General features: G+C 60.4%; 14 protein-coding genes. 10 read left to right on the top strand and 4 right to left on the bottom strand.

Annotated elements, in window-relative coordinates:
• Positions 1 to 202: 202 nt before the first annotated feature.
• The 3 genes from EO087_RS09885 to EO087_RS09875 all read right to left on the bottom strand — a co-directional run bounded on the left by EO087_RS09885 (position 203) and on the right by EO087_RS09875 (position 5,623).
• Positions 203 to 889, bottom strand: coding sequence for a Fe2+-dependent dioxygenase (locus tag EO087_RS09885; RefSeq protein ID WP_128898721.1), 687 nt, complete (start codon positions 887 to 889; stop codon positions 203 to 205).
• Positions 890 to 993: 104 nt separating this feature from the next.
• Positions 994 to 3,198: a TonB-dependent siderophore receptor gene (locus EO087_RS09880; RefSeq protein WP_128898720.1), complete on the bottom strand. Its 2,205-nt coding sequence runs from the start codon at positions 3,196 to 3,198 to the stop codon at positions 994 to 996.
• A gap of 298 nt (positions 3,199 to 3,496) precedes the next feature.
• The gene (locus EO087_RS09875; RefSeq protein WP_128898719.1) at positions 3,497 to 5,623 is read right to left on the bottom strand and encodes a M13 family metallopeptidase; all 2,127 of its coding nucleotides are present in this window, start codon (positions 5,621 to 5,623) and stop codon (positions 3,497 to 3,499) included.
• A 361-nt stretch (positions 5,624 to 5,984) separates the two neighbouring features.
• Here EO087_RS09875 and EO087_RS09870 point away from each other — a divergent pair, with 361 nt between their 5' ends.
• Both EO087_RS09870 and EO087_RS09865 read left to right on the top strand, forming a co-directional pair.
• On the top strand, positions 5,985 to 7,616 hold the full coding sequence (locus tag EO087_RS09870) for an alkaline phosphatase family protein (protein WP_128898718.1): 1,632 nt from the start codon (positions 5,985 to 5,987) through the stop codon (positions 7,614 to 7,616).
• 18 nt (positions 7,617 to 7,634) lie between these two features.
• Positions 7,635 to 9,257, top strand: coding sequence for a multicopper oxidase (locus tag EO087_RS09865; RefSeq protein WP_240669015.1), 1,623 nt, complete (start codon positions 7,635 to 7,637; stop codon positions 9,255 to 9,257).
• A gap of 109 nt (positions 9,258 to 9,366) precedes the next feature.
• Here the strand turns inward: EO087_RS09865 and trxA are convergent, their stop codons facing one another.
• A complete protein-coding gene (trxA, locus tag EO087_RS09860; RefSeq protein ID WP_128898717.1) occupies positions 9,367 to 10,233 on the bottom strand; it encodes a thioredoxin in 867 nt (288 codons plus the stop codon).
• Positions 10,234 to 10,327: 94 nt separating this feature from the next.
• Between trxA and EO087_RS09855 the strand changes: the two genes are divergently transcribed.
• The 8 genes from EO087_RS09855 to nadD all read left to right on the top strand — a co-directional run bounded on the left by EO087_RS09855 (position 10,328) and on the right by nadD (position 19,084).
• A complete protein-coding gene (locus EO087_RS09855) occupies positions 10,328 to 10,975 on the top strand; it encodes a paraquat-inducible protein A (protein ID WP_128898716.1) in 648 nt (215 codons plus the stop codon).
• Entirely contained in the window at positions 10,972 to 11,595 is a 624-nt protein-coding gene (locus EO087_RS09850) for a paraquat-inducible protein A (protein WP_128898715.1), read from the top strand. Before EO087_RS09855 ends, EO087_RS09850 begins: the two co-directional genes overlap by 4 nt.
• The gene (locus tag EO087_RS09845; RefSeq protein WP_128898714.1) at positions 11,588 to 13,270 is read left to right on the top strand and encodes an MlaD family protein; all 1,683 of its coding nucleotides are present in this window, start codon (positions 11,588 to 11,590) and stop codon (positions 13,268 to 13,270) included. Before EO087_RS09850 ends, EO087_RS09845 begins: the two co-directional genes overlap by 8 nt.
• Positions 13,267 to 13,872, top strand: a complete 606-nt coding sequence (locus EO087_RS09840; protein ID WP_128898713.1) for a PqiC family protein — start codon at positions 13,267 to 13,269, stop codon at positions 13,870 to 13,872. The genes EO087_RS09845 and EO087_RS09840 overlap by 4 nt, the downstream gene beginning before the upstream one ends.
• Positions 13,873 to 13,979: 107 nt before the next feature.
• Positions 13,980 to 16,628: a leucine--tRNA ligase gene (leuS, locus tag EO087_RS09835; protein ID WP_128898712.1), complete on the top strand. Its 2,649-nt coding sequence runs from the start codon at positions 13,980 to 13,982 to the stop codon at positions 16,626 to 16,628.
• Between the two features lie 4 nt (positions 16,629 to 16,632).
• On the top strand, positions 16,633 to 17,226 hold the full coding sequence (gene lptE / locus EO087_RS09830; protein ID WP_128898711.1) for an LPS assembly lipoprotein LptE: 594 nt from the start codon (positions 16,633 to 16,635) through the stop codon (positions 17,224 to 17,226).
• A 5-nt stretch (positions 17,227 to 17,231) separates the two neighbouring features.
• Entirely contained in the window at positions 17,232 to 18,242 is a 1,011-nt protein-coding gene (gene holA, locus EO087_RS09825; protein ID WP_128898710.1) for a DNA polymerase III subunit delta, read from the top strand.
• A 197-nt stretch (positions 18,243 to 18,439) separates the two neighbouring features.
• The gene (gene nadD, locus EO087_RS09820; protein WP_128898709.1) at positions 18,440 to 19,084 is read left to right on the top strand and encodes a nicotinate-nucleotide adenylyltransferase; all 645 of its coding nucleotides are present in this window, start codon (positions 18,440 to 18,442) and stop codon (positions 19,082 to 19,084) included.
• Positions 19,085 to 19,090: the final 6 nt, after the last annotated feature.

The following is a 19,090-nucleotide window of genomic DNA, read 5'->3' as shown; positions in this document are numbered from 1 at the left end:
GCAACTGACCGCACTGCCGGACGGTGTCCGGAACCCCTCTATTCATCCGGGTCAGCTTTGCGCCGGCGATACTCCGGAACACGCCCATTCACCCACGCATTCCCTCGGATGACGGGCTAATTATCTTGTAGGAGAATGCCTTGATGGAACGACCGCCTATCGGCAGATTCGCGCCACTTGTCGTCAAAATATGGAGGGACGCTCAAACGTCCGACCACATCCGCAAAAGGTTGTGATAGCAACCCATGAGCTTCACCCGCGAAGCCTCATCGGCATTCGTTGTTGTCAGTCGTTGAATGGCATTGTCCAGATCGAACAACAATGTGCGTTGCCCGTCGTCGCGCACCATGCTTTGCACCCAGAAGAAGCAGGCGAGGCGGGTGCCGCGTGTGACGGGGTTCACGCGATGCAGGCTACTGGCGGGGTAGAGGATCATATCGCCGGCGGGGAGCTTGACGCTTTGGGTGCCGTAGGTGTCTTCCACCAGCAGCTCACCGCCGTCGTAGCTGTCGGGCGTTGCGAGGAAGAGGGTGGCAGAGAGATCGGTGCGAATTTTCTGACCGGTGCTGGGAAGCAAACGGATGGAGCCGTCGATGTGGCTGCCAAAATGCATGCCACCCTGGTAGCGGTTGAACATCGGTGGGTAGACGTGGTTCGGCAACGCTGCGCTGATAAACAGCGGATGTCGTTCCAGCGCGGCGAGCACGATGTTGCCCAGCTCGATCGCCAGGGCCGAGCCTTCGGCGATCTGCTGGTTCTGTTTGACATGGATGCCCTGATGGCCTGCGGTGACACGGCCATCTACCCATGGCGCGTTGTCGGTGTTGAGTTGCCGATGGAAATGCGCGACTTGTTCGCTATTGAGCAGAGAGGGTGTGTGCACCAGCATGCAAAGGTCTCACATGGTTTTCAGGCGTCATCGTGCAAGGCTCTGCGTCTTTATGAAAAAAGACGCTGGGCCCCGGCCTGTGCCGGGGCGACGGTGGAGCAACTTTAGAACTTATAGGTAAACGTGACCATTTCCGTGCGTCCGATACCCGGCACCGAACGGCCGCCATCGGACGGGATCAAGGCGTCGAAGTAACGCTTGTTGGTCAGGTTGAGCACATTGAGGCGGATGTCGTAGCTGGGTTGATGGTAGGCCACGGTGGCATCCCAGCGGGTATAGCCACCTACGCTCACCTTGTTGGTATTCGCGGCATACCGTTGCGACATGTAGGTGGGGCCGCCGCCGGCTTCCCAGTGTTCGGCGAAGGTGTAGGTGGTCCAGGTGGTGAAGGTGTTGCGTGGGGTATTGGCGGGTATGTTGCCCTGCGTGCCGTCCAGCGCTTTCACGATCTTGCCATCCATATAGCTGTAGCCGGAGAAGATTTGCCAGTTTTTGGTCAGGTGGCCGACCATGCCAAACTCCGCGCCGCGCACACGGATGTTGCCGTCCAGTGTGTATTCGCCGGAGGATGTCTGCGTGCGAGCGTTGGTCTGCTCAAGATGGTAGAGCGCAGCGTTGATGGCCAGCGCGTCGTCCATCAGGTTCCACTTGCCGCCGATTTCGTAGGAACGGTTTTTCTCGGGCTGCAGATTCTGTGTGCCGTTGGTCAGAGTGAGTTGTTCCAATGAGGGATCGAATGACGTGCCATACGACACGTAGTACGACTGCTTTTCATCCGGCTGATAGATCAGGCCGCCGCGCACGCTGGTGAAGTACACCGTTTGTTGTGCGTAGCCGGGCAGGGAGATGGTGTTGCGGATATGTGCATCGAATTCATCGCGACGCACGCCGGCTACGACCATCCATTGATCGTTGAACTTGATCGTATCGTTGGCGTAGATCGCTGCCGTTTTAGCCACGGATTGGGCGTAATTGCCCAGCGTGGTGGTGACGTTGGAAGGTGTCGACTCCTGCACCGGATTCAACAGTGAGAGCAAGGGCAGGCCGTTACGCGTGTAGCCCTGGTTGTTGTAGGTTTCGCGCGCCAATTCCACGCCGGTGATCAGCGTGTGTTGCAGGCTGCCGGTGTCGAACTGGGTGGAGAGGTCAGTCTGGCTGTCGAGGATCTTGTCGTGGATCACGCGATCGTGACTGGCGAGCTGCACATACAGATCCTGCAGCGGCAGGGGGGTGGGATTGCCCAGGGTCTTGTTGAGTATCACTCCGGTGGTGGTCACCACACTGTTTGCAGCAGTTTCGCGCGCATCGGTGGTGTAGTGGCTGTACATCAACTGCGTGCGCAGCTTCACGTTGTCCGAGAAGGCATGCTCCAGGCGGCCGTTGAATTCGTTGACGCTCTGGTTGGTGCGATCGTCGGTAAGGCCGTACCAGTTCTTGTAGCTCACGTCGGCCGGCCGGCCGTTAATAGGCGGCAAACCGTAATCAGGCATGTCGTGGTTGCGCTGGATCAAGGCCGATAGCGTGATCTGCGTGGGCGTGCCGATACCCAAGCGCACCGAAGGGGCGATGCCAGCATCCTGGTTTTTTTGCACATCGCGTGTAGTGTGCATGTCCTGACCGTAGATATTCACGCGTACGGCAGCGGTGTCGGAAAGTGGCTGGTTGAAATCGGCCGTAGCGCGATAGCGATCGCTGCTGCCGGCGGTGGCGGTCACTTGACCGAAGGACTTCAGCTCCGGCTCTTTGGTGACCTGATTGATCACGCCGCCCGTGGAGCCACGACCGAACAACATGGACGACGGGCCCTTGAGCACTTCGACAGCATTCAGGTCGAACACATCGCGGTAGTACTGGCCCGGATCGCGGAAGCCATCCAGATAGATATCGGTGCGCGCCGTAAAGCCGCGCAGGTTGATGTTGTTGCCGATCTGGCCACCTTCCGCACCGCCGATGGTGATGCCGGGCACGTTGTGTAGCGCATCCTGCAGCGAGGTAGCACCCTGTGCATCGAGCAGATCGCGGTTCACCACCACGACGGACTGCGGAATGTCGCGCAGTGACGTCGGCATCTTCGCGCCGACGGTGGACGTGTCGGTGTCATAGTCGTTGCTGACGATGCTGCCGGTGACGTGCACCGAGCCCAGGGTTTGGGGCTTTTTGAGGGTGTTCTGGGAGTTTGTGTTTTGCGTGGCTTGCGGGGTGCTGGAGGTATCGACGGAAGTGACGGATTGCGCATGCGCGGCGGCGGGAAGGGTCAGGGCAACCAGCAGGGCGGCGTGCAGGGGAGAGATGCGGAAGTTAGCGGGCATGGTAACCAAGTCAGCAAAAGGAAAAAGTGATACCGAACAGGTGGTTGGCTTGCTTAAGTGCGCTGCTGGAGCGGTGCTCCGCGGCGGCGCCTCAATCCCGCTTGCTGCCCCTATTTCGAGTTCAGTAAATGCGAATCGTTTTTATTATCACATCTTGTTACGAGGTTGTGAAGCGGATGGGCAGCTTTTCGCGTGGGGAATTTGCGATACGCCTCGCAAAAGAAAGGCCCAGCATGGGCATGCTGGGCCTTTAGGTTTTGTATGTCGCAACGCTTTCAAGTTGCGATGTGTCGATCGATTACCAAATCTTCACCTGCTTGTCGTCGTCGCGAACCATCGGATCGCCGGCTTTACACTGGAACGCTTCGGCGAAGGCTGTCATGTTCGACGGCGCACCGATCGCGCGCAGCTTGGCGGGAGCGTGCGGGTCGATGTTGAGGTACAGCTCGGCCTGCTTCTCGCGGATGTTGTTGCGCCACACGCGGGCCCAACTCAGGAAGTAGCGCTGATCCTGGGTGTAGCCGTCGATCTTCTCCTGCGCTTCGGTCGGGTTCTTCTTCAGTGCTTCCTGCAGTGCGTCGTAAGCCACGTTCAGGCCGCCGAGGTCGGCGATGTTTTCGCCTAGGGTGAGTTGGCCGTTGACGTGCAAGTCCGGCTTGTCCTTCAGCGGTGCATAGGTGTTGAACTGCGCGACCAGCTTGCCGGTACGGTCCTTGAACTGCGCCTTGTCTTTCGCGCTCCACCAGTCGGCCTTGTTGCCGTCACCGTCGAACTGCGCGCCCTGGTCGTCGAAGCCGTGGCTGGATTCGTGGCCGATCACCGCACCGATGCCGCCGTAGTTGATCGCGTCATCGCCATTGGCATAGAAGAACGGTGGCTGAAGGATCGCGGCCGGGAAGTTGATCGTGTTGGTGCTCGGGTCGTAATAGGCGTTAACCGTCTGCGGGGTCATGCCCCATTCGGTGCGGTCGGTCGGCTTGCCGATATGGTCGATGTCGTACTGGTAGTTAAACTTGGCGGCAGCCAGCACGTCGCCGTAGTAGTCACCTTGCTTGATGTCCAGGCCATCCCAGCTACGCCAATGGTCGGGATAGCCGATCTTGGGCAGGAACTTGTTCCACTTGTCGATGGCCTTCTGCTTGGTCTCCTCGCTCATCCAGTCCAGATGCGCGATGCGGTTCTTCAATGCCTCACGCACATTCGTGACGAGTTCCTGCGCATGCTCCTTCGCGTCAGGCGTGAATTCCTTGGCGACGTAGAGCTGACCCAGCGCTTCGCCCATTGATCCGTTCACGGCGCCCAGCACGCGCTTCCACAGCGGCTTCTGTTCCGGCTGGCCAGAGAGCGTCTTGCCGTAGAAATCGAAGTGATTGTCCTGGAAGACGGTGCTGAGGTAGGGCGAGGCGTCGTCAATCGCGTGGAAGCGCAGGTAGGCCTGCCACTGCGAGATCGGCGCGGTGGCCAGCAGCTTGTCGAATTCGGCGAAGAACTTCGGCTGCGACAGCGAGAAGCCCTTGTCGATGGTCAGGCCTTGCGCCTTGAAGAATTCCTGCCAATGGAAGTGTGGAGTGATCTTGTCGGCGGCGTCGACGGTGATGAAGTGATACTGGTTGTCCAGGTCGCGCATCTCGGTGGGCGAGAGCGAAGCCTTGGCGAGCTGGGTTTCGAAGGCCAGCACCTCGTCGGCCTGCTGCTTTGCATCGGCCTCGGCCACGCCGGCCAATTCCAGCGACTTGGCGATATAGGCCTTGTACGCGTCGCGCAGTCCCGCCTGCTTGGGATCGGTGTAGTAGTCGCGTGTGGGCAGGCCCAGGCCGTTCTGGTTGGCAAAGCCGATCTGCAGCTTGGCATCCTTGAAATCGGCGCCGGAGCCGAACTGGAACACTTGCTGATCGCCATCGGCGAAGCGGTCGGTGATGAACTTGGCGATGTCGGCCGGCGTCTTCAGCGCGGCGATCTGATCCAGCTTCGGTTTAATCGGGTCGTAACCAAGCTTGTTGATGGTGTCCTGATCCATGCCAGCTTGGTACAACCAACCGATCTTCTGCTCGATCGAACCCGGCTTGGCCTGCGCGGCGTCCTTGGCGGCCGCTTCGGCGATGTCGTGCTGAATGTTCAGGCTTTTCTCGGCCAGTTCGTTGAAGGCGCCCCAGCTCGTGCGGTCATTCGGAATCGGGTTGGCGGCGATCCACTTGGCATTCACGAAGCCATTGAAGTCTTGACAGGCATTGATGCTGCTGTCCAGTTCGCTCACGTCGAAAATGCTGGTCGGCTTGGCGACAGCACTGGCTGTGGTGGCGGCAGCCGGTGCGCTGGCGGCAGGTGCCGGGGCTGGTGCTGGCGTCTGTTCCTGCTTGCCGCACGCGGCCAGGGCGAACGTGACGCTCGCGGCGAGCAATAGCGGCTTCAAATGCTTGTAGGTCATGGATATCCCTCTTGTGTGTTTAGTGGATCGCCCGCGAGTGGCTTCCGGTCATGCTGGCCGTTCTTGTGGACACTCCCCGATTCCGGCCATGACCCTCCACGCTAGGTCAAAGGTCATGGAAGGACATAGTGTCAAAGGTCAGGGGTGGATGTAGGGCTGTGCCAACGTCTTCATGGGGTTGGCACTGATGAGGTGTTTGTGTCGGCAGCAAGCCTTTGCGTTTGATGCGCTTTGGCGGCGGGCGTTACATCGGAAGGCATGTTCGTCTTCTGGTTGTTACAAGGCTGTCATTCGAGCTGCGTATGTTCGCGGGTTATCACGCTTAGGGGAGCGTGCCCATCGACCGTCACCGGAGACTGCCATGCGCACTCGTCTTGCTGTCTGTCTTGCCGCAAGTTTGCTTACGCTGTCTGTTGCATCCTCTGCTCAGGGGCCCGATTCCGCCGATTTCCATCACGATGGCTATGTGCGCGCTGCCACCCCGATCAAGCATCTGGTGGTGATCTTCCAGGAAAACGTTTCCTTCGATCATTACTTTGGCACCTACCCGTACGCCCAGAACCTGCCGGGCGAGCCGGCCTTCTACCCCGCGCCGTTCACGCCCAGAGTCAACGGGCTGACGTCGCAACTGCTAAGCAACAACTCGAACGCTTCCAACACGGGCAATGGCACGGGCGCGATCAATCCGTTCCGCCTGGATCGCACGCAGGCCGCGACAGCCGACCAGGATCATGATTACCAGCCGGAACAGCAGGCTTTCGATAACGGCGCGATGGACCTGTTTCCGGAATACACCGGTTCGGGCGAGACCCTGCCGGGTGCTCCCATGGACGAAGAAGGCAATGGCCAGGTGATGGGTTATTACGACGGCAACACCGTTACCGCCTATTGGAACTATGCGCAGCATTTCGCGCTGAATGACAACAGTTATGGCAGCACGTTTGGCCCGTCCACGCCGGGGGCGATCAATCTGATCTCTGGTCAGACCAACGGTGTAGTCGACCAGATTGCCGCCGGTGGCGATATCGTGGCGGATGGCCAGGGTGGCTATACGCTGCTGAGCGATGCGGACCCGACCGATGACGTGTGCTCCACCTCCAGCGGCGCTCGGGTGCACTTCAGTGGCAAGAACATCGGTGACCTGCTCAACGCCAAGGGCATCACCTGGGGCTTCTTCGAAGGTGGCTTCGATCTGAGTACGGTCAATGCCAACAACACGACTGGTTGCAAGCGCAGCACGCTGTCGACCGTGACGCAAACGGTGAAGGCGGACTACATTCCGCATCACCAGCCGTTCCAGTACTACACCAGCACCGCCAACCCGAACCACGTGCGTCCGACGTCGGTGGCGATGATCGGTCACCACGGTGATGTGGCCAACCACCAGTACGACATCAACGACTTCTACGCGGCGGTGCAGGCGCACAACATGCCAGCGGTGAGCTTCCTGAAGGCGCCGGGCTATCAGGATGGTCATGCGGGTTATTCCGATCCGCTCGATGAACAGACCTTCGTCACCACCGTGATCAACTTCCTGCAGAAGCAACCGGAGTGGCGCGATACCGCCGTGGTGATCGCGTATGACGACTCCGACGGCTGGTACGACCATCAGGCTGCCCCGCATGCTAATGCCTCGCAGACCAGCCAGGACGCATTGAACGGTTCGGGCATCTGCAATGGTCACGGTACGCTGCCGGGCGTGAACAGCAACGGCCAGCCTGTGCAAGGCCGCTGCGGCTTCGGTCCGCGCTTGCCGTTGCTGGTGATCTCGCCGTGGGCACGGCATAACTACGTCGACCACACACTGACCGATCAAACCTCGATCACCCGCTTCATCGAAGACAACTGGCTGGATCGCCAGCGCCTAGGCGGCGGTTCCTTCGATGCCGTGTCCGGCTCGATCAATGGCATGTTCGATTTCAACCTGCCGTTCCCGGTCAATCGCCGCCTGTTCCTGAATGAGCAGACGGGCGAGCCGGTTGTCCCCAACTGATTGAGAGACAAATCCATCGTGTCTTCTTCCCGTCGCGATTTTCTGAAATGGTCCATGCTCGGCTTGGGTGCAAGCGCCTGGCCGATGTGCATGCCGGCGCACGACATGCCGTCCATGTCGAGGCCGAAGATGGGTGGCGGCGCCTTGTGCAAGCACAGGGTGGCGGACGAGGCCAAGGTGCCGTTGCTGCTCGATCCCACCAAGCTGAAACCGTTTGTGGATCGCTTGCCCTTGCCGCCGGTGTTGCGAGCCGATCAGGGCAAGCGGGTACGCGTCGACATGAAGGAAACGGAGCAGCGCCTGCATCGCGATTTGCCGTCGACACGTGTGTGGACCTACGGCGGCAGCATGCCGGGGCCGACGATCGAGGCGCTAAGTGGCAAGCCTATGCGCATCGAGTGGCGCAACGCGTTGCCGACCAGACATTTCCTGCCCATCGACCATAACATCCATGGCGCCGAGAAAGACCAGCCCGAAGTGCGCGCCATTGTGCACGTGCATGGTGCACGCGTGCAAACGGAAAGCGATGGTTATCCGGACGACTGGTATGTGCCAGGCCAGTCGCGCCTGCACACCTATCCGAACAAGCAGGATGCGGCCGCGCTTTGGTATCACGATCACGCAATGGGCATCAATCGCCTGAATATCTATGCAGGTATGTTCGGTAACTTGATCCTGCGTGACGATCACGAGCAATCGCTGGGCCTGCCCCATGGCGAATACGAGATTCCGTTGACGCTAAGCGATCGCCTGCTCACCAGAGATGCGCAACTTTACTACCCCGTATCCGGCAACAGTCAAGCGCCATGGGTGTCGGAAGTGTTCGGCGATGCCATGCTGATCAACGGTACGCTGCTGCCGTATCTCGATGTCGAGCCGCGCCGTTATCGCTTCCGCGTGCTCAATGCCGCCAACGCGCGCTTCTTCCATTTGAAACTGGCGGGTGGCCGGCCGTTCCAGCAGATTGGCAGCGACCAGGGACTGCTTGCTGCGCCGGTGACGCAGAAAAGCACGCTGGTGGCGCCGGCCGAACGCGTCGATCTGGTGATCGATTTTTCTTCCATGGCCGGGCAACAGGTCGAGCTAATCAACGACGCGCTGCCGATCATGCAGTTTCGCGTCGGCAGCAGTCGTGTGCGCGACGCCAGTGTTGTGCCGGCCGTACTACGCGACGTGCCGCGCATGCCCGAATCCGTGGCAACCCACCAGCGCTTGATGACGCTGGACGAATATGACGACTGCGTCGCCGAACCCATGATGATGTTGCTCAACGGCAAGCGTTGGCACGAACCCGTCACCGAAAAGCCGGTGTTGGGTAGCACCGAAACCTGGAGCTTTATCAACCTCACCGACGATACGCATCCGATCCATCTGCATCTGGTGCGTTTCCAGATTCTGGATCGCCGGCCGTTCGATCAGGGCGAATGGCTGGAATCGAAAACCATTCGCTACACCGGTCCGGCGCAGCCGCCAGGGCCGGAAGAGGCGGGATGGAAAGATGTGGCGCAGGCGTGGCCGGGAATGATCACACGCATCATCGTGCGCTTCGACGGTTACGTGGGCAAGTATGTGTGGCATTGCCACCTGTTGGAACACGAGGCGAATGAAATGATGCGGCCGTTTGAGGTGGTGCCCGCATGACGGGTCGTAGGGGCAGGCCCCTGTGCCTGCCCGTGCAGGCTGTACCACGGCGACCGTTCGAAAAAGAATTCCAGCCTTGCACGACTTATGTTCAGTGGTCCAACCATGATCAGAACAACAGCGAGGCCATCCGGCGACGATAGCGGCCAACCAGTTCGGCATCGTCAAGCGTATTGAACGCGGCCAACAAACGCTTTTTCGCCTGCCCCTCGTTCCAGTCGCGCGCTTTTTCCAGCAACAGCAACCAGTGTTCGAGGCCCGCGGTGGGGTCGTTGCCTAGCAGCAGACGTACGCCCAGCAGATCGTGTGCTTCCCAATCCTGCGGATTGGCATGCACGCGCTGCTGCAAGATCTTGAGCGAAGGCTGGCCTTCTAGCGAACGCACCAAATCGAGCTGGCTGCGCAGTCGAACCACGCGGGAGTCGGTCGCGAGGTTGGCGGGCAGGGCGTTGAGTTCGATTTCCGCGGCGGAAGCGTGACCCGCCTGCGCCAGGGCAACCGCCAGGTCGAGCTTCAGTTCAGGGCGGCTCGGGTCAGTCGCTAGTTCTTGTTGCAAACGGTGGATGGCCTGCTCCGGCGATTCCGGCGCGATATCTTCGGGTGCTTCATCCACATCGCGATCGACTGGCTGCACGTGACGGGATAGGAATTCGCGCAACGGCCCTTCCGGCAGGGCACCGGCGAAACCGTCGACAATCTGCCCGTCCTTCACCAGCATCACCGTGGGAATGCTGCGGATACCGAACATGCCCGCCAGTTCCTGGTTCTTGTCGACATCGACCTTGGCCAGGCGGAAGGCGCCGTTGTATTCAGTGGTCAGCTTTTCCAGCAACGGGCCGAGGGATTTGCAGGGGCCGCACCACGTGGCCCAGAAGTCCACCAGCACCGGGGTTTTGAGCGAGCCTTGCAGCACATCGGCTTCAAAATTGTCCGGGGTCACGTCGAAAACAGGCGAGGCGGCGACAGCGGCGTTCACAAATGGCTCCTCAAGATGATTCCCACACAGGTCGGGGCTGCGCGGAGCATATCAAGTGCGCCACGGTTGCCTCGGATTTGCGAGAATTACCGGCATGACCCTGCCTTCTTCCAGTAACGGGCAAATCCAGCCGGCACTCACCTCGTCGCTGCTGGTTTGCGAGCATTGCGACACAGTGCATCGCCGGCGCCCGCTGGTGCGTGGCGATGTGGCCCGTTGTGCGCGTTGCCATGCGGTGCTGGAGTGGCATCAGCGGCTGAGCCTTGACGCGATGCTGGCCTTGGTCGCCACCGTCATGGTGGTGTTCGTGCAGGCCAACGTCTGGCCCATCATTACGCTGGGTTTCAATGGCGAGCAGATTCACGCCAGATTGTGGGGCATCATCATGATGATGTGGCGCGAGCACTCGCAGGTGGTGGCGGTGCTGGCGGCCGGCACGCTGTTTTTTTTCCCCCTGTGCAAGATGCTGGCGCTGGGTTGGCTGCTCATTTATGCGCGATGGGGGCGCCGGGCGCCCGGGTTCAGACAGGTGATGGTGGTATTGCACTACATCCAGCCGTGGACCATGAGCGAGGTGTTTGTGCTCGGTGTGCTGGTATCCATTGTCAAGGCGCAGCTCTATTTCGATGTGACGCCGGATGCCGGTGTGTTTGCCTATGCGGTACTGGCCATCCTGATCACCATCTTTTCCGGCATCGATGTGCGCCAGTTGTGGGACAAGATTCCGGAAGACGCGCCATGAACGCCATGCCGCGTGCGCATGAGTTAGGCCTGATCGGCTGTCACGTATGCGGACTGGTCTGCCGTGACACGCAGGTTCCGGATGCGGCCTGTCCCAGGTGTGGCGCCTCGCTGCACCGGCGCAAGCCCGATAGCTGCGCACGCACCTGGGCGCTGCTGATTGCTGCCTTCATCCTGTACATTCCGGCCAATGTGTTGCCGATCATGCGCACGGTAAGTCTGGGGAGTGTCGATGACAACACCATCCTCAGTGGCGTGATGGAGCTATGGGTGAAAGGATCGCCGGATCTTGCGGTGATCGTCTTCACCGCCAGTATCGTGGTGCCGATGATGAAATTTCTGGTGATGGGCACCTTGTTGCTCAGCGTGCACCGCGGCAGCCATTGGGCTCGTGCGCAGCGAGCCAGGCTTTATCGTCTGGTCGAGTTCATCGGCTACTGGTCGATGCTGGATGTGTTCGTGGTATCGCTGCTCACGGCCCTGGTGCAGTTTGGTTTCTTCAGCGCGGTGGAGCCGTTGCCCGGAGTCGTGTATTTCGGTCTTACCGTTGTACTCACCATGCTGGCCTCGATGAATTTTGATCCACGCCTTATTTGGGATGGCAAGGACGAAGATGACTGACGAAAGCAAGACCCCCATGAGCGATGGCCTACCGGAGCCGGTGATACGGCATCGCCGCGTCAATGCGTCGCTGATCTGGCTAGTGCCGATCGTGGCGGCCTTGGTGGGCCTGTCGCTAGTCATCCATGCATGGATGCAGCAGGGGCCGACCATCGCCATCACCTTCCAGACGGCCGAAGGGCTGGACCCTGGCAAGACAGTGGTGAAGTACAAGAACGTAGTGATCGGCAAAGTCAGCACCATTCGCCTGAATTCCGATCGCCGCAAGGTGGTGGTGAACGTGGATTTGGATAAGACAGCGGCTGGCATCGCCGTCGCCGATTCGCGCTTTTGGGTGGTCCGCCCGCGCATCGGGCTGGGTGGTGTATCCGGCATCGATACCCTGCTGTCAGGTTCCTTTATCGGTGTGGACGTAGGCAACTCCAAGCAGAAACAGACGGATTTCGCTGGTCTGGAGACGCCGCCCTCCGTCACGCACGATGCGGAAGGCAAGAGCTTCATTTTGCATAGCGGCGATTTGGGCTCGCTGGATATCGGCTCGCCGGTCTATTTTCGCCGCCTGCAAGTGGGACGCGTGGCCTCTTACAAACTCAATGACGACGGTAAAGGTGTGACCCTGCAAGTCTTCGTAGAGCGTCCTTACGACAAATTCGTAACCACCGACTCGCGCTTCTGGAATGCTAGCGGCGTGGATGTGTCGCTGGGTGCGGATGGTCTGAAGCTCAATACCCAATCACTGGCCACCGTGTTGGCCGGTGGCGTGGCCTTCCTGGATGCGCCGGGGCCCCATCCTACTGCGGAAGTTGCGCCGCAAGATGCGGTCTTCACGCTATTCGACACGCAGGCCCATGCGATGGCGCCGCCGGATGGCGAGCCGCATTACATCCGCATGCGTTTCGACCAGCCGCTACGTGGCCTGGCCGTGGATGCGCCGGTGGAGTTCCTCGGCATGAACATCGGCAGCGTGGTGTCGATCCGCATGGATTACGACGAAAAGACCGGGCACTTTCCGATCTACGTAGGGGCGGTGGTGTATCCGGATCGCCTTGGTCGGGCGCATCAGAAACTGATGGCGCAAGCCCGTTCGCAGGGTGACGACGACGACATGTCCCATCTGATAGGTACGCTGGTGGCGCATGGCCTGCGCGCGCAGGCGAAGGTTGGCAATCTGCTGACCGGCCAGCTCTTCATTTCGCTGGATTTCCTGAAGAACGCGCCCAAGGCCACCTACGATCCGAGTGTGCGTCCACTGGAAATTCCCACCGCACCAGGTAATTTCGACAAGTTGCAGGAGCAGTTAGCGGAGATCGTGGACAAGATCCGGAAGATCCCGTTTGACAGCATCGGCAACAACCTCAACCAGACCCTAGTCTCGCTCAACAAGACACTCAACCAGGTCAACAACCAAGTATTGCCGCAGTTTCAGGACACGCTGAAGGGGGCCAACCAGACCCTCGGTACGGCCAACAACGCGTTCTCGCCCGATTCACCCTTGCAACAGAACCTCGGCAGCACGCTGCAGGAGTTGCAACGCATGGCCCGTTCACTACGCACGCTGACCGATTACCTGGGTACGCATCCCAGTTCGCTGATCCGTGGGCGCAGTGCAGACGCACCACCCGCGGCGGACACCGGTTCCTCCACCACCAAGCCGCAGCAAGGGAGCAAGCCATGACTCGTATGCGACACCTGCTGGTGGTGTTTGGTGCGGCAGTGTTGTCGGCTTGCGCATCGGCGCCGGTGCACTACTACACGCTGGTCCCTGCACCGGACAACACGCAGGCCGATGCGGTAGTGCCACCGGCCAGCTTCCAGTTCGAACTGCTGCCGGTGGGTATTCCCGCGCAGGTGGATGTGCCGCAGTTGGTGGTGCGGCAAGGTGGCCAGGCCGTGGCTTTGTTGGATGGCGAGCGCTGGATCGGGCCGCTAGCTGACGAGGTGCGCGGCGCGCTGTCCATCGATTTGTCGCATCGCTTGGATGCGCGGGACATCGGCAGCGGCTTACCGGTGGGCGGCAAGCCGGTGCTGCGCATCAAAGTCGAGCTACACCGTTTTGAATCTTCCCCGGGCAACTACGCATTGATCGACGCGACCTGGTCGATCCGCCTGCTGAAAGGCAATGCCGTACTCACTTGCAGTAGCCGTATCAGCGAAACTCCCGGGCAGGGTTACGATGGATTGGTTGCCGCCCATCAGCAGGCCCTGTCCGACTTGGCTGGGCAAATCGCGGCCGTTGCACCGGCATGGGCGGCTGGCGGCTCGGCGGTCTGTCCTTGATGGTGAGCGCGCGCCCTGATAACACATTTCTGCTAGTCTGCCGCGTTCAACGTAGCACAGGGCGATAGACGCCTTGCGCTGGCGAAAACGCACAACGGCGCCGGATCATGCAGGACAATCAAGACCAGGGTTCCCCCAACGATTACCACCCGCAGGCGGTGGAGTCTGCTGCCCAGCAATATTGGACTGTGCAGCGCGCGTACGAAGTGAAGGAAGATCCCTCCCGTCCTAAATACTACTGCTTGACCATGTTGCCGTACCCGTCCGGCGCGCTGCACATGGGCCATGTGCGCAATTACACCATCGGCGATGTGATCAGCCGCTTCCAGCGTATGAACGGCAAGAACGTACTGCAGCCGATGGGGTGGGACGCCTTCGGTCTGCCGGCGGAAAACGCTGCGATCAAGAACAACACCGCACCGTCCAAGTGGACCTACAAGAACATCGACCACATGCGTGACCAGTTCAAGTCGCTGGGTTATGCCATCGACTGGTCGCGTGAATTCGCCACTTGCCGTCCGGAATACTACCGCTGGGAACAGTTGATGTTCACGCGGTTGATGAGAAAGGGCCTGGCCTACCGCAAGAATGCGGTGGTGAATTGGGATCCGATCGACCAGACCGTGCTGGCCAACGAGCAGGTGATCGATGGCCGCGGCTGGCGCTCCGGTGCGCTAGTGGAAAAGCGCGAGATCCCACAGTGGTTCCTCAAGATCACCGATTACGCGCAGGAATTGCTCGATGGTTTGGACACGCTGCCCGGCTGGCCGGATGCGGTCAAGACCATGCAGCGCAACTGGATCGGTCGCAGCGAAGGTCTGGAAATCCATTTTGCGGTGGAACATCTTGCAGCAGAGACGGAAGTCGAGCCGCTGACCGTGTTCACCACGCGCCCGGACACGCTGATGGGCGTGACTTTCGTGTCGATCGCCGGCGAGCATCCGTTGGCACTGAAGGCTGCACAAAACAATCCACAACTGGCTACGTTTCTGGATGAACTGAAGCACGGCGGTGTGTCCGAAGCCGAGCTGGAAACCCAGGAAAAGCGTGGCATGCCCACCGGCCTGTTCGCCATCCATCCGGTCACCGGCGACAAGGTGCCGGTGTGGGTCGCCAACTTTGTGCTGATGGGCTACGGCACCGGCGCGGTCATGGCCGTGCCCGGTCACGACGAACGCGATTTCGAGTTCGCCCACAAATACAACTTGCCGATCAGGCAGGTGATCGCGGTCGAAGGCGTTGACGCCGACTACGATCCGCAGCATTGGAAAGATTGGTATGCCGATAAGACCCGTGCCGACATGCGCGTGGTCAACTCAGGCGATCTCGATGGCAAGGACTATCGCGAAGCTTTCGCTTTCCTCGCCAAGAAACTGGAAGCCGAGGACAAGGGTCTGCGCCGCGTTAATTGGCGTCTGCGCGACTGGGGCGTAAGTCGCCAGCGCTACTGGGGCTGCCCGATTCCGGTGATCTATTGCCCCAAGTGCGAGGCGATGCCGGTGCCGGAAGAGCAACTGCCAGTGGTGCTACCGGAAGACGTTGCGTTCTCAGGCGTGCAATCGCCGATCAAGGCCGATCCCGCATGGCGCAAGACCACCTGTCCGCAATGTGGCGGTGCCGCTGAGCGCGAAACGGATACCTTCGACACCTTCATGGAGTCGAGCTGGTACTACGCGCGCTACACCAGCCCGGGTGCTAACGGCCAGGTGGACGAGCGCGCCAACGACTGGCTGCCGGTGGATCAGTACATTGGCGGCATTGAACACGCGATCCTGCACCTGTTGTACTTCCGCTTCTATCACAAGCTGATGCGCGATGCGGGACTGGTGAAATCGGATGAGCCGGCCACCCATCTGCTGTGCCAGGGCATGGTGATTGCCGAGACGTTCTATCGCGAAAACGCCGATGGTTCGAAGGATTGGATCAATCCCGCCGACGTCGAAATCCATCGTGACGAAAAGGCGCGTGTGACCGGCGCAGTGCTGAAGGCGGACGGCAAACCGGTGCGGATCGGCGGCACCGAAAAGATGTCCAAGTCCAAGAACAACGGCGTCGATCCGCGGATCATGGTGGAAAAATTCGGCGCCGATACCGTACGCCTGTTCTCCATGTTCGCCGCACCGCCGGAGCAATCGCTGGAATGGAGCGAAGCCGGCATGGAAGGCATGGCGCGCTTCCTGCGTCGCTTTTGGCGCGAAGTGCTCACGCACGTCAGGCAACTGAATCATCCGGAAGTCGATCCCGCTGCGCTCGACGCCGGTCAGAAAGCCCTTCGTCGCCAGCTGCACGAAACCATCCAGAAGGTCAGTGACGACTTCGGTCGCCGCCACGCGTTCAACACGGCGATCGCCTCGTTGATGGAACTACTCAATGCCGTCGGCAAGTTCACTGACCAAAGCGACCAGGGGCGTGCCGTGCGCCACGAAGTGCTGGAAACCATGGTGTTGCTGCTCAACCCGGTGGTGCCGCACGTCAGCCATGCCCTGTGGCAGGCGCTGGGCCATCCGCAATGCGTGCTGGATGACCAGTCATGGCCGAAGGTGGACCAAGCTGCGCGGGTGCGCGATTCGCTGACCCTAGCCGTTCAGGTCAATGGCAAGCTGCGCGGTACCATCGACGTGCCTGCCGGTGCCTCGAAAGAAGAAGCCGAAGCCTTGGCGCGCGCCAATCCCCATGTGGCGGCTTTTCTGGAAGGGCAGACCGTGCGCAAGGTGATCGTAGTACCCGGCAAGATCGTCAACATCGTTGCAGGATGACTTCATGAACCGCACGCTGAAAATCGTTTCGCTGCTGTCCGTGTTCGCACTCACCGCCTGCGGGTTCCACTTGCGCGGTAGTGCCGCCTTGCCCAAAGGCATGGAGCGCGTGCACCTTACGGTCGGTGGTGGCGGCGACTTTCAGCGCAAGCTGGCGCGTGCCCTGTTGGCTTCGAATGTGGTGGTGGAAGACAAATCGGGCCCTGGCATTGCCGAACTTCATGTCCCGGCACAAAACTTCAACGTGCAAAGCCTGACTGTGAACGGCATTGCGCAGGTGACTGAATTCGCGGTGCGCTACCACGTGGCGTTTACTGCCTCGGATGCGAAGGGCGACACGATCGTGCCGATGGAGACCATGGACTTCCAGCGTGAATACAGCTACGACGCCAGCCAGCCGGTCGGCACGCAGTCGCAGATGGAGCAGATTCAGGGCAGTCTGGTCGACGACGCCGTGCAGGCGTTGCTGTTCCGCCTGCAAGCCGTTGCCAAGCACGGTGAAGAGGCTGCGGCAAAGGCTGCCGGTCCTCTGCCGGCAACGGGCAGTACCACGCAGGAGCCGACGCAATACAACACCACACCTGCGGATAATCAATAAACCGTATGCCACTTAACCACGCGCAGTGGCAAAAGGTCCTGGCTAGCAACAGTTTGGGTCCCGTGTACTTGCTCGCCGGTGAGGAATTATTGGTACTGGAGGCCGCCGACGCCTTGCGTGCGCAAGCACGCAAGCTTGGCTACACCGAGCGCGATGTGCTGGACGTGAGTGCGCATTTTGATTGGGACGAACTGGCGCGTTCTGCCGTCAGCATGTCCTTGTTCGCTACCCGGCGCCTGCTTGATTTGCGTCTTCCCTCCGGTCGCCCTGGCACCGAAGGCGCCAAGGCGATCACCGCGTTCTGCGCCAACCCGCCACCCGATGTCACTTTGCTGATTACCGCGGCGGAATGGAGCAACAAGCATGAAGGCGCGTGGACCAAACAGGTAGACAGCACTGGCAGCATGGTGGTGTTCAATGCACCGCGCCCCAACGAATGGCGAGCGTGGATCGGCGCACGCCTTGCTTCGCGCGGACTGACTGCCGTACCCGAGGCGGTGTCGCTGCTGGCCGAGCGCGTGGAAGGCAACCTGCTTGCCGCCGCGCAGGAAATCGACAAGCTGGCGATATTGCACGGGCAGGACAAAATCAATGCCGACGAGATGGAGCATCTGGTTGCGGACAGCGCCCGTTACGATGCCTTCAAACTCTCCGATGCCGCCTTGGGTGGCGACGGCGCACGCGCCTTGCGCATCCTCGATGGCTTGCGCGCCGAAGGTGATGAACTGATTGCGTTGATGGGCTGGTTGGTCAACCAGCTTCAGCTCGCCTTGCGTCTGGCCAACGCCCACGACTTCGCCGCGCAAGCGCGCGCGGAACGTTTGTGGCCGGCACGCGAGCAGCTTTTTCGCAAGGCGCTTCGCCGAGCGCCACGCGAACACTGGATGCAATGCCTGGCGCGCGCCGCGCGCATCGACCGCATTGCCAAAGGGCGTGAGGCGGGCGATGCGTGGCTGGAAGCGCAGCGCTTGATCGCGGCGATGGCCGAGGCACGGGCAGCGCAGGTGCTGACATGAAAGCACGCAACCCCCGTTTTTCTCCCTCTCCCCTTTGGGGAGAGGGTTGGGGTGAGGGGGCAATTTTGCGAGATGTCGTAATAATGCGTGCTTTTCAGCAGCACTGCGGCCTTGGTTACCGTTTAAGGCGAACCCCAGTCCCTCACCCCAACCCTCGCCCCGTAGGGGCGAGGGCGTAAAAAGCAGGACGCGTCTGCATGAAACCGCTCGCGATTTTTGGCGGCACGTTTGATCCGATCCACATCGGTCACCTCAGCGTTGCCTGGGAAGCGGCTGAACTGCTTGATGCCGAGGTGCGCTTGATGCCGGCCAGCGTGCCGCCGCACCGCTCCCCTCCTACGGCGAGTGCGGAACAACGCGTCGGGATGCTGCGGGCGGCATTGTGCGGGCAGTCACGCCTGACGCTGGATACGCGCGAGCTCAATCGCCACGGGCCTTCCTACACCATCGACACGTTGTACGAATTTCGCCGGGAGTTGGGTGATCGTCCGCTGGTGCTGCTGCTTGGCGCCGATGCTTTCGCCGGATTGCGCAGTTGGCATCGCTGGCGAGATCTTTTTGATGTGACACATATCGGTATGATTAACCGGCCAGGCGTTGATGCGTGCATGCCAGTGGAATTGGAGCGTACTGTGGCACCGCGCCGTACCGAAGACTTGAACGTGATTCGTGGGCAGCCTGCGGGACGCGTGATCGAATTGATGGTGACGCCGCTGGAGGTTTCCGCGACGCGCATTCGCGAATTGCTGGCGGAAGGGCGAGATCCGCGCTATCTGTTGCCAGCGGGTCTGTTTGATGATCCAGCGTTGTTGGCGCCGTATCGTGGGGCGTTGATGCATTGAATGTGC

Origin of the sequence: Dyella sp. M7H15-1 (assembly GCF_004114615.1) — a bacterium.
Classification (GTDB): domain Bacteria; phylum Pseudomonadota; class Gammaproteobacteria; order Xanthomonadales; family Rhodanobacteraceae; genus Dyella_B.
Note: the sequence above shows the minus strand (reverse complement) of the source record. Positions and strands in the feature narration are given on the sequence as shown.

Excerpts from the sequence above, each read along its gene's own strand:
- EO087_RS09855 (WP_128898716.1), top strand. The coding sequence starts at position 10,328 with ATGACCCTGCCTTCTTCCAGTAACGGGCAAATCCAGCCGGCACTCACC.
- lptE (WP_128898711.1), top strand. The coding sequence starts at position 16,633 with ATGAACCGCACGCTGAAAATCGTTTCGCTGCTGTCCGTGTTCGCACTC.
- EO087_RS09880 (WP_128898720.1), bottom strand. The coding sequence starts at position 3,198 with ATGCCCGCTAACTTCCGCATCTCTCCCCTGCACGCCGCCCTGCTGGTT.
- EO087_RS09870 (WP_128898718.1), top strand. The coding sequence starts at position 5,985 with ATGCGCACTCGTCTTGCTGTCTGTCTTGCCGCAAGTTTGCTTACGCTG.
- EO087_RS09850 (WP_128898715.1), top strand. The coding sequence starts at position 10,972 with ATGAACGCCATGCCGCGTGCGCATGAGTTAGGCCTGATCGGCTGTCAC.
- EO087_RS09845 (WP_128898714.1), top strand. The coding sequence starts at position 11,588 with ATGACTGACGAAAGCAAGACCCCCATGAGCGATGGCCTACCGGAGCCG.
- leuS (WP_128898712.1), top strand. The coding sequence starts at position 13,980 with ATGCAGGACAATCAAGACCAGGGTTCCCCCAACGATTACCACCCGCAG.
- holA (WP_128898710.1), top strand. The coding sequence starts at position 17,232 with ATGCCACTTAACCACGCGCAGTGGCAAAAGGTCCTGGCTAGCAACAGT.
- EO087_RS09875 (WP_128898719.1), bottom strand. The coding sequence starts at position 5,623 with ATGACCTACAAGCATTTGAAGCCGCTATTGCTCGCCGCGAGCGTCACG.
- EO087_RS09840 (WP_128898713.1), top strand. The coding sequence starts at position 13,267 with ATGACTCGTATGCGACACCTGCTGGTGGTGTTTGGTGCGGCAGTGTTG.
- EO087_RS09885 (WP_128898721.1), bottom strand. The coding sequence starts at position 889 with ATGCTGGTGCACACACCCTCTCTGCTCAATAGCGAACAAGTCGCGCAT.
- nadD (WP_128898709.1), top strand. The coding sequence starts at position 18,440 with ATGAAACCGCTCGCGATTTTTGGCGGCACGTTTGATCCGATCCACATC.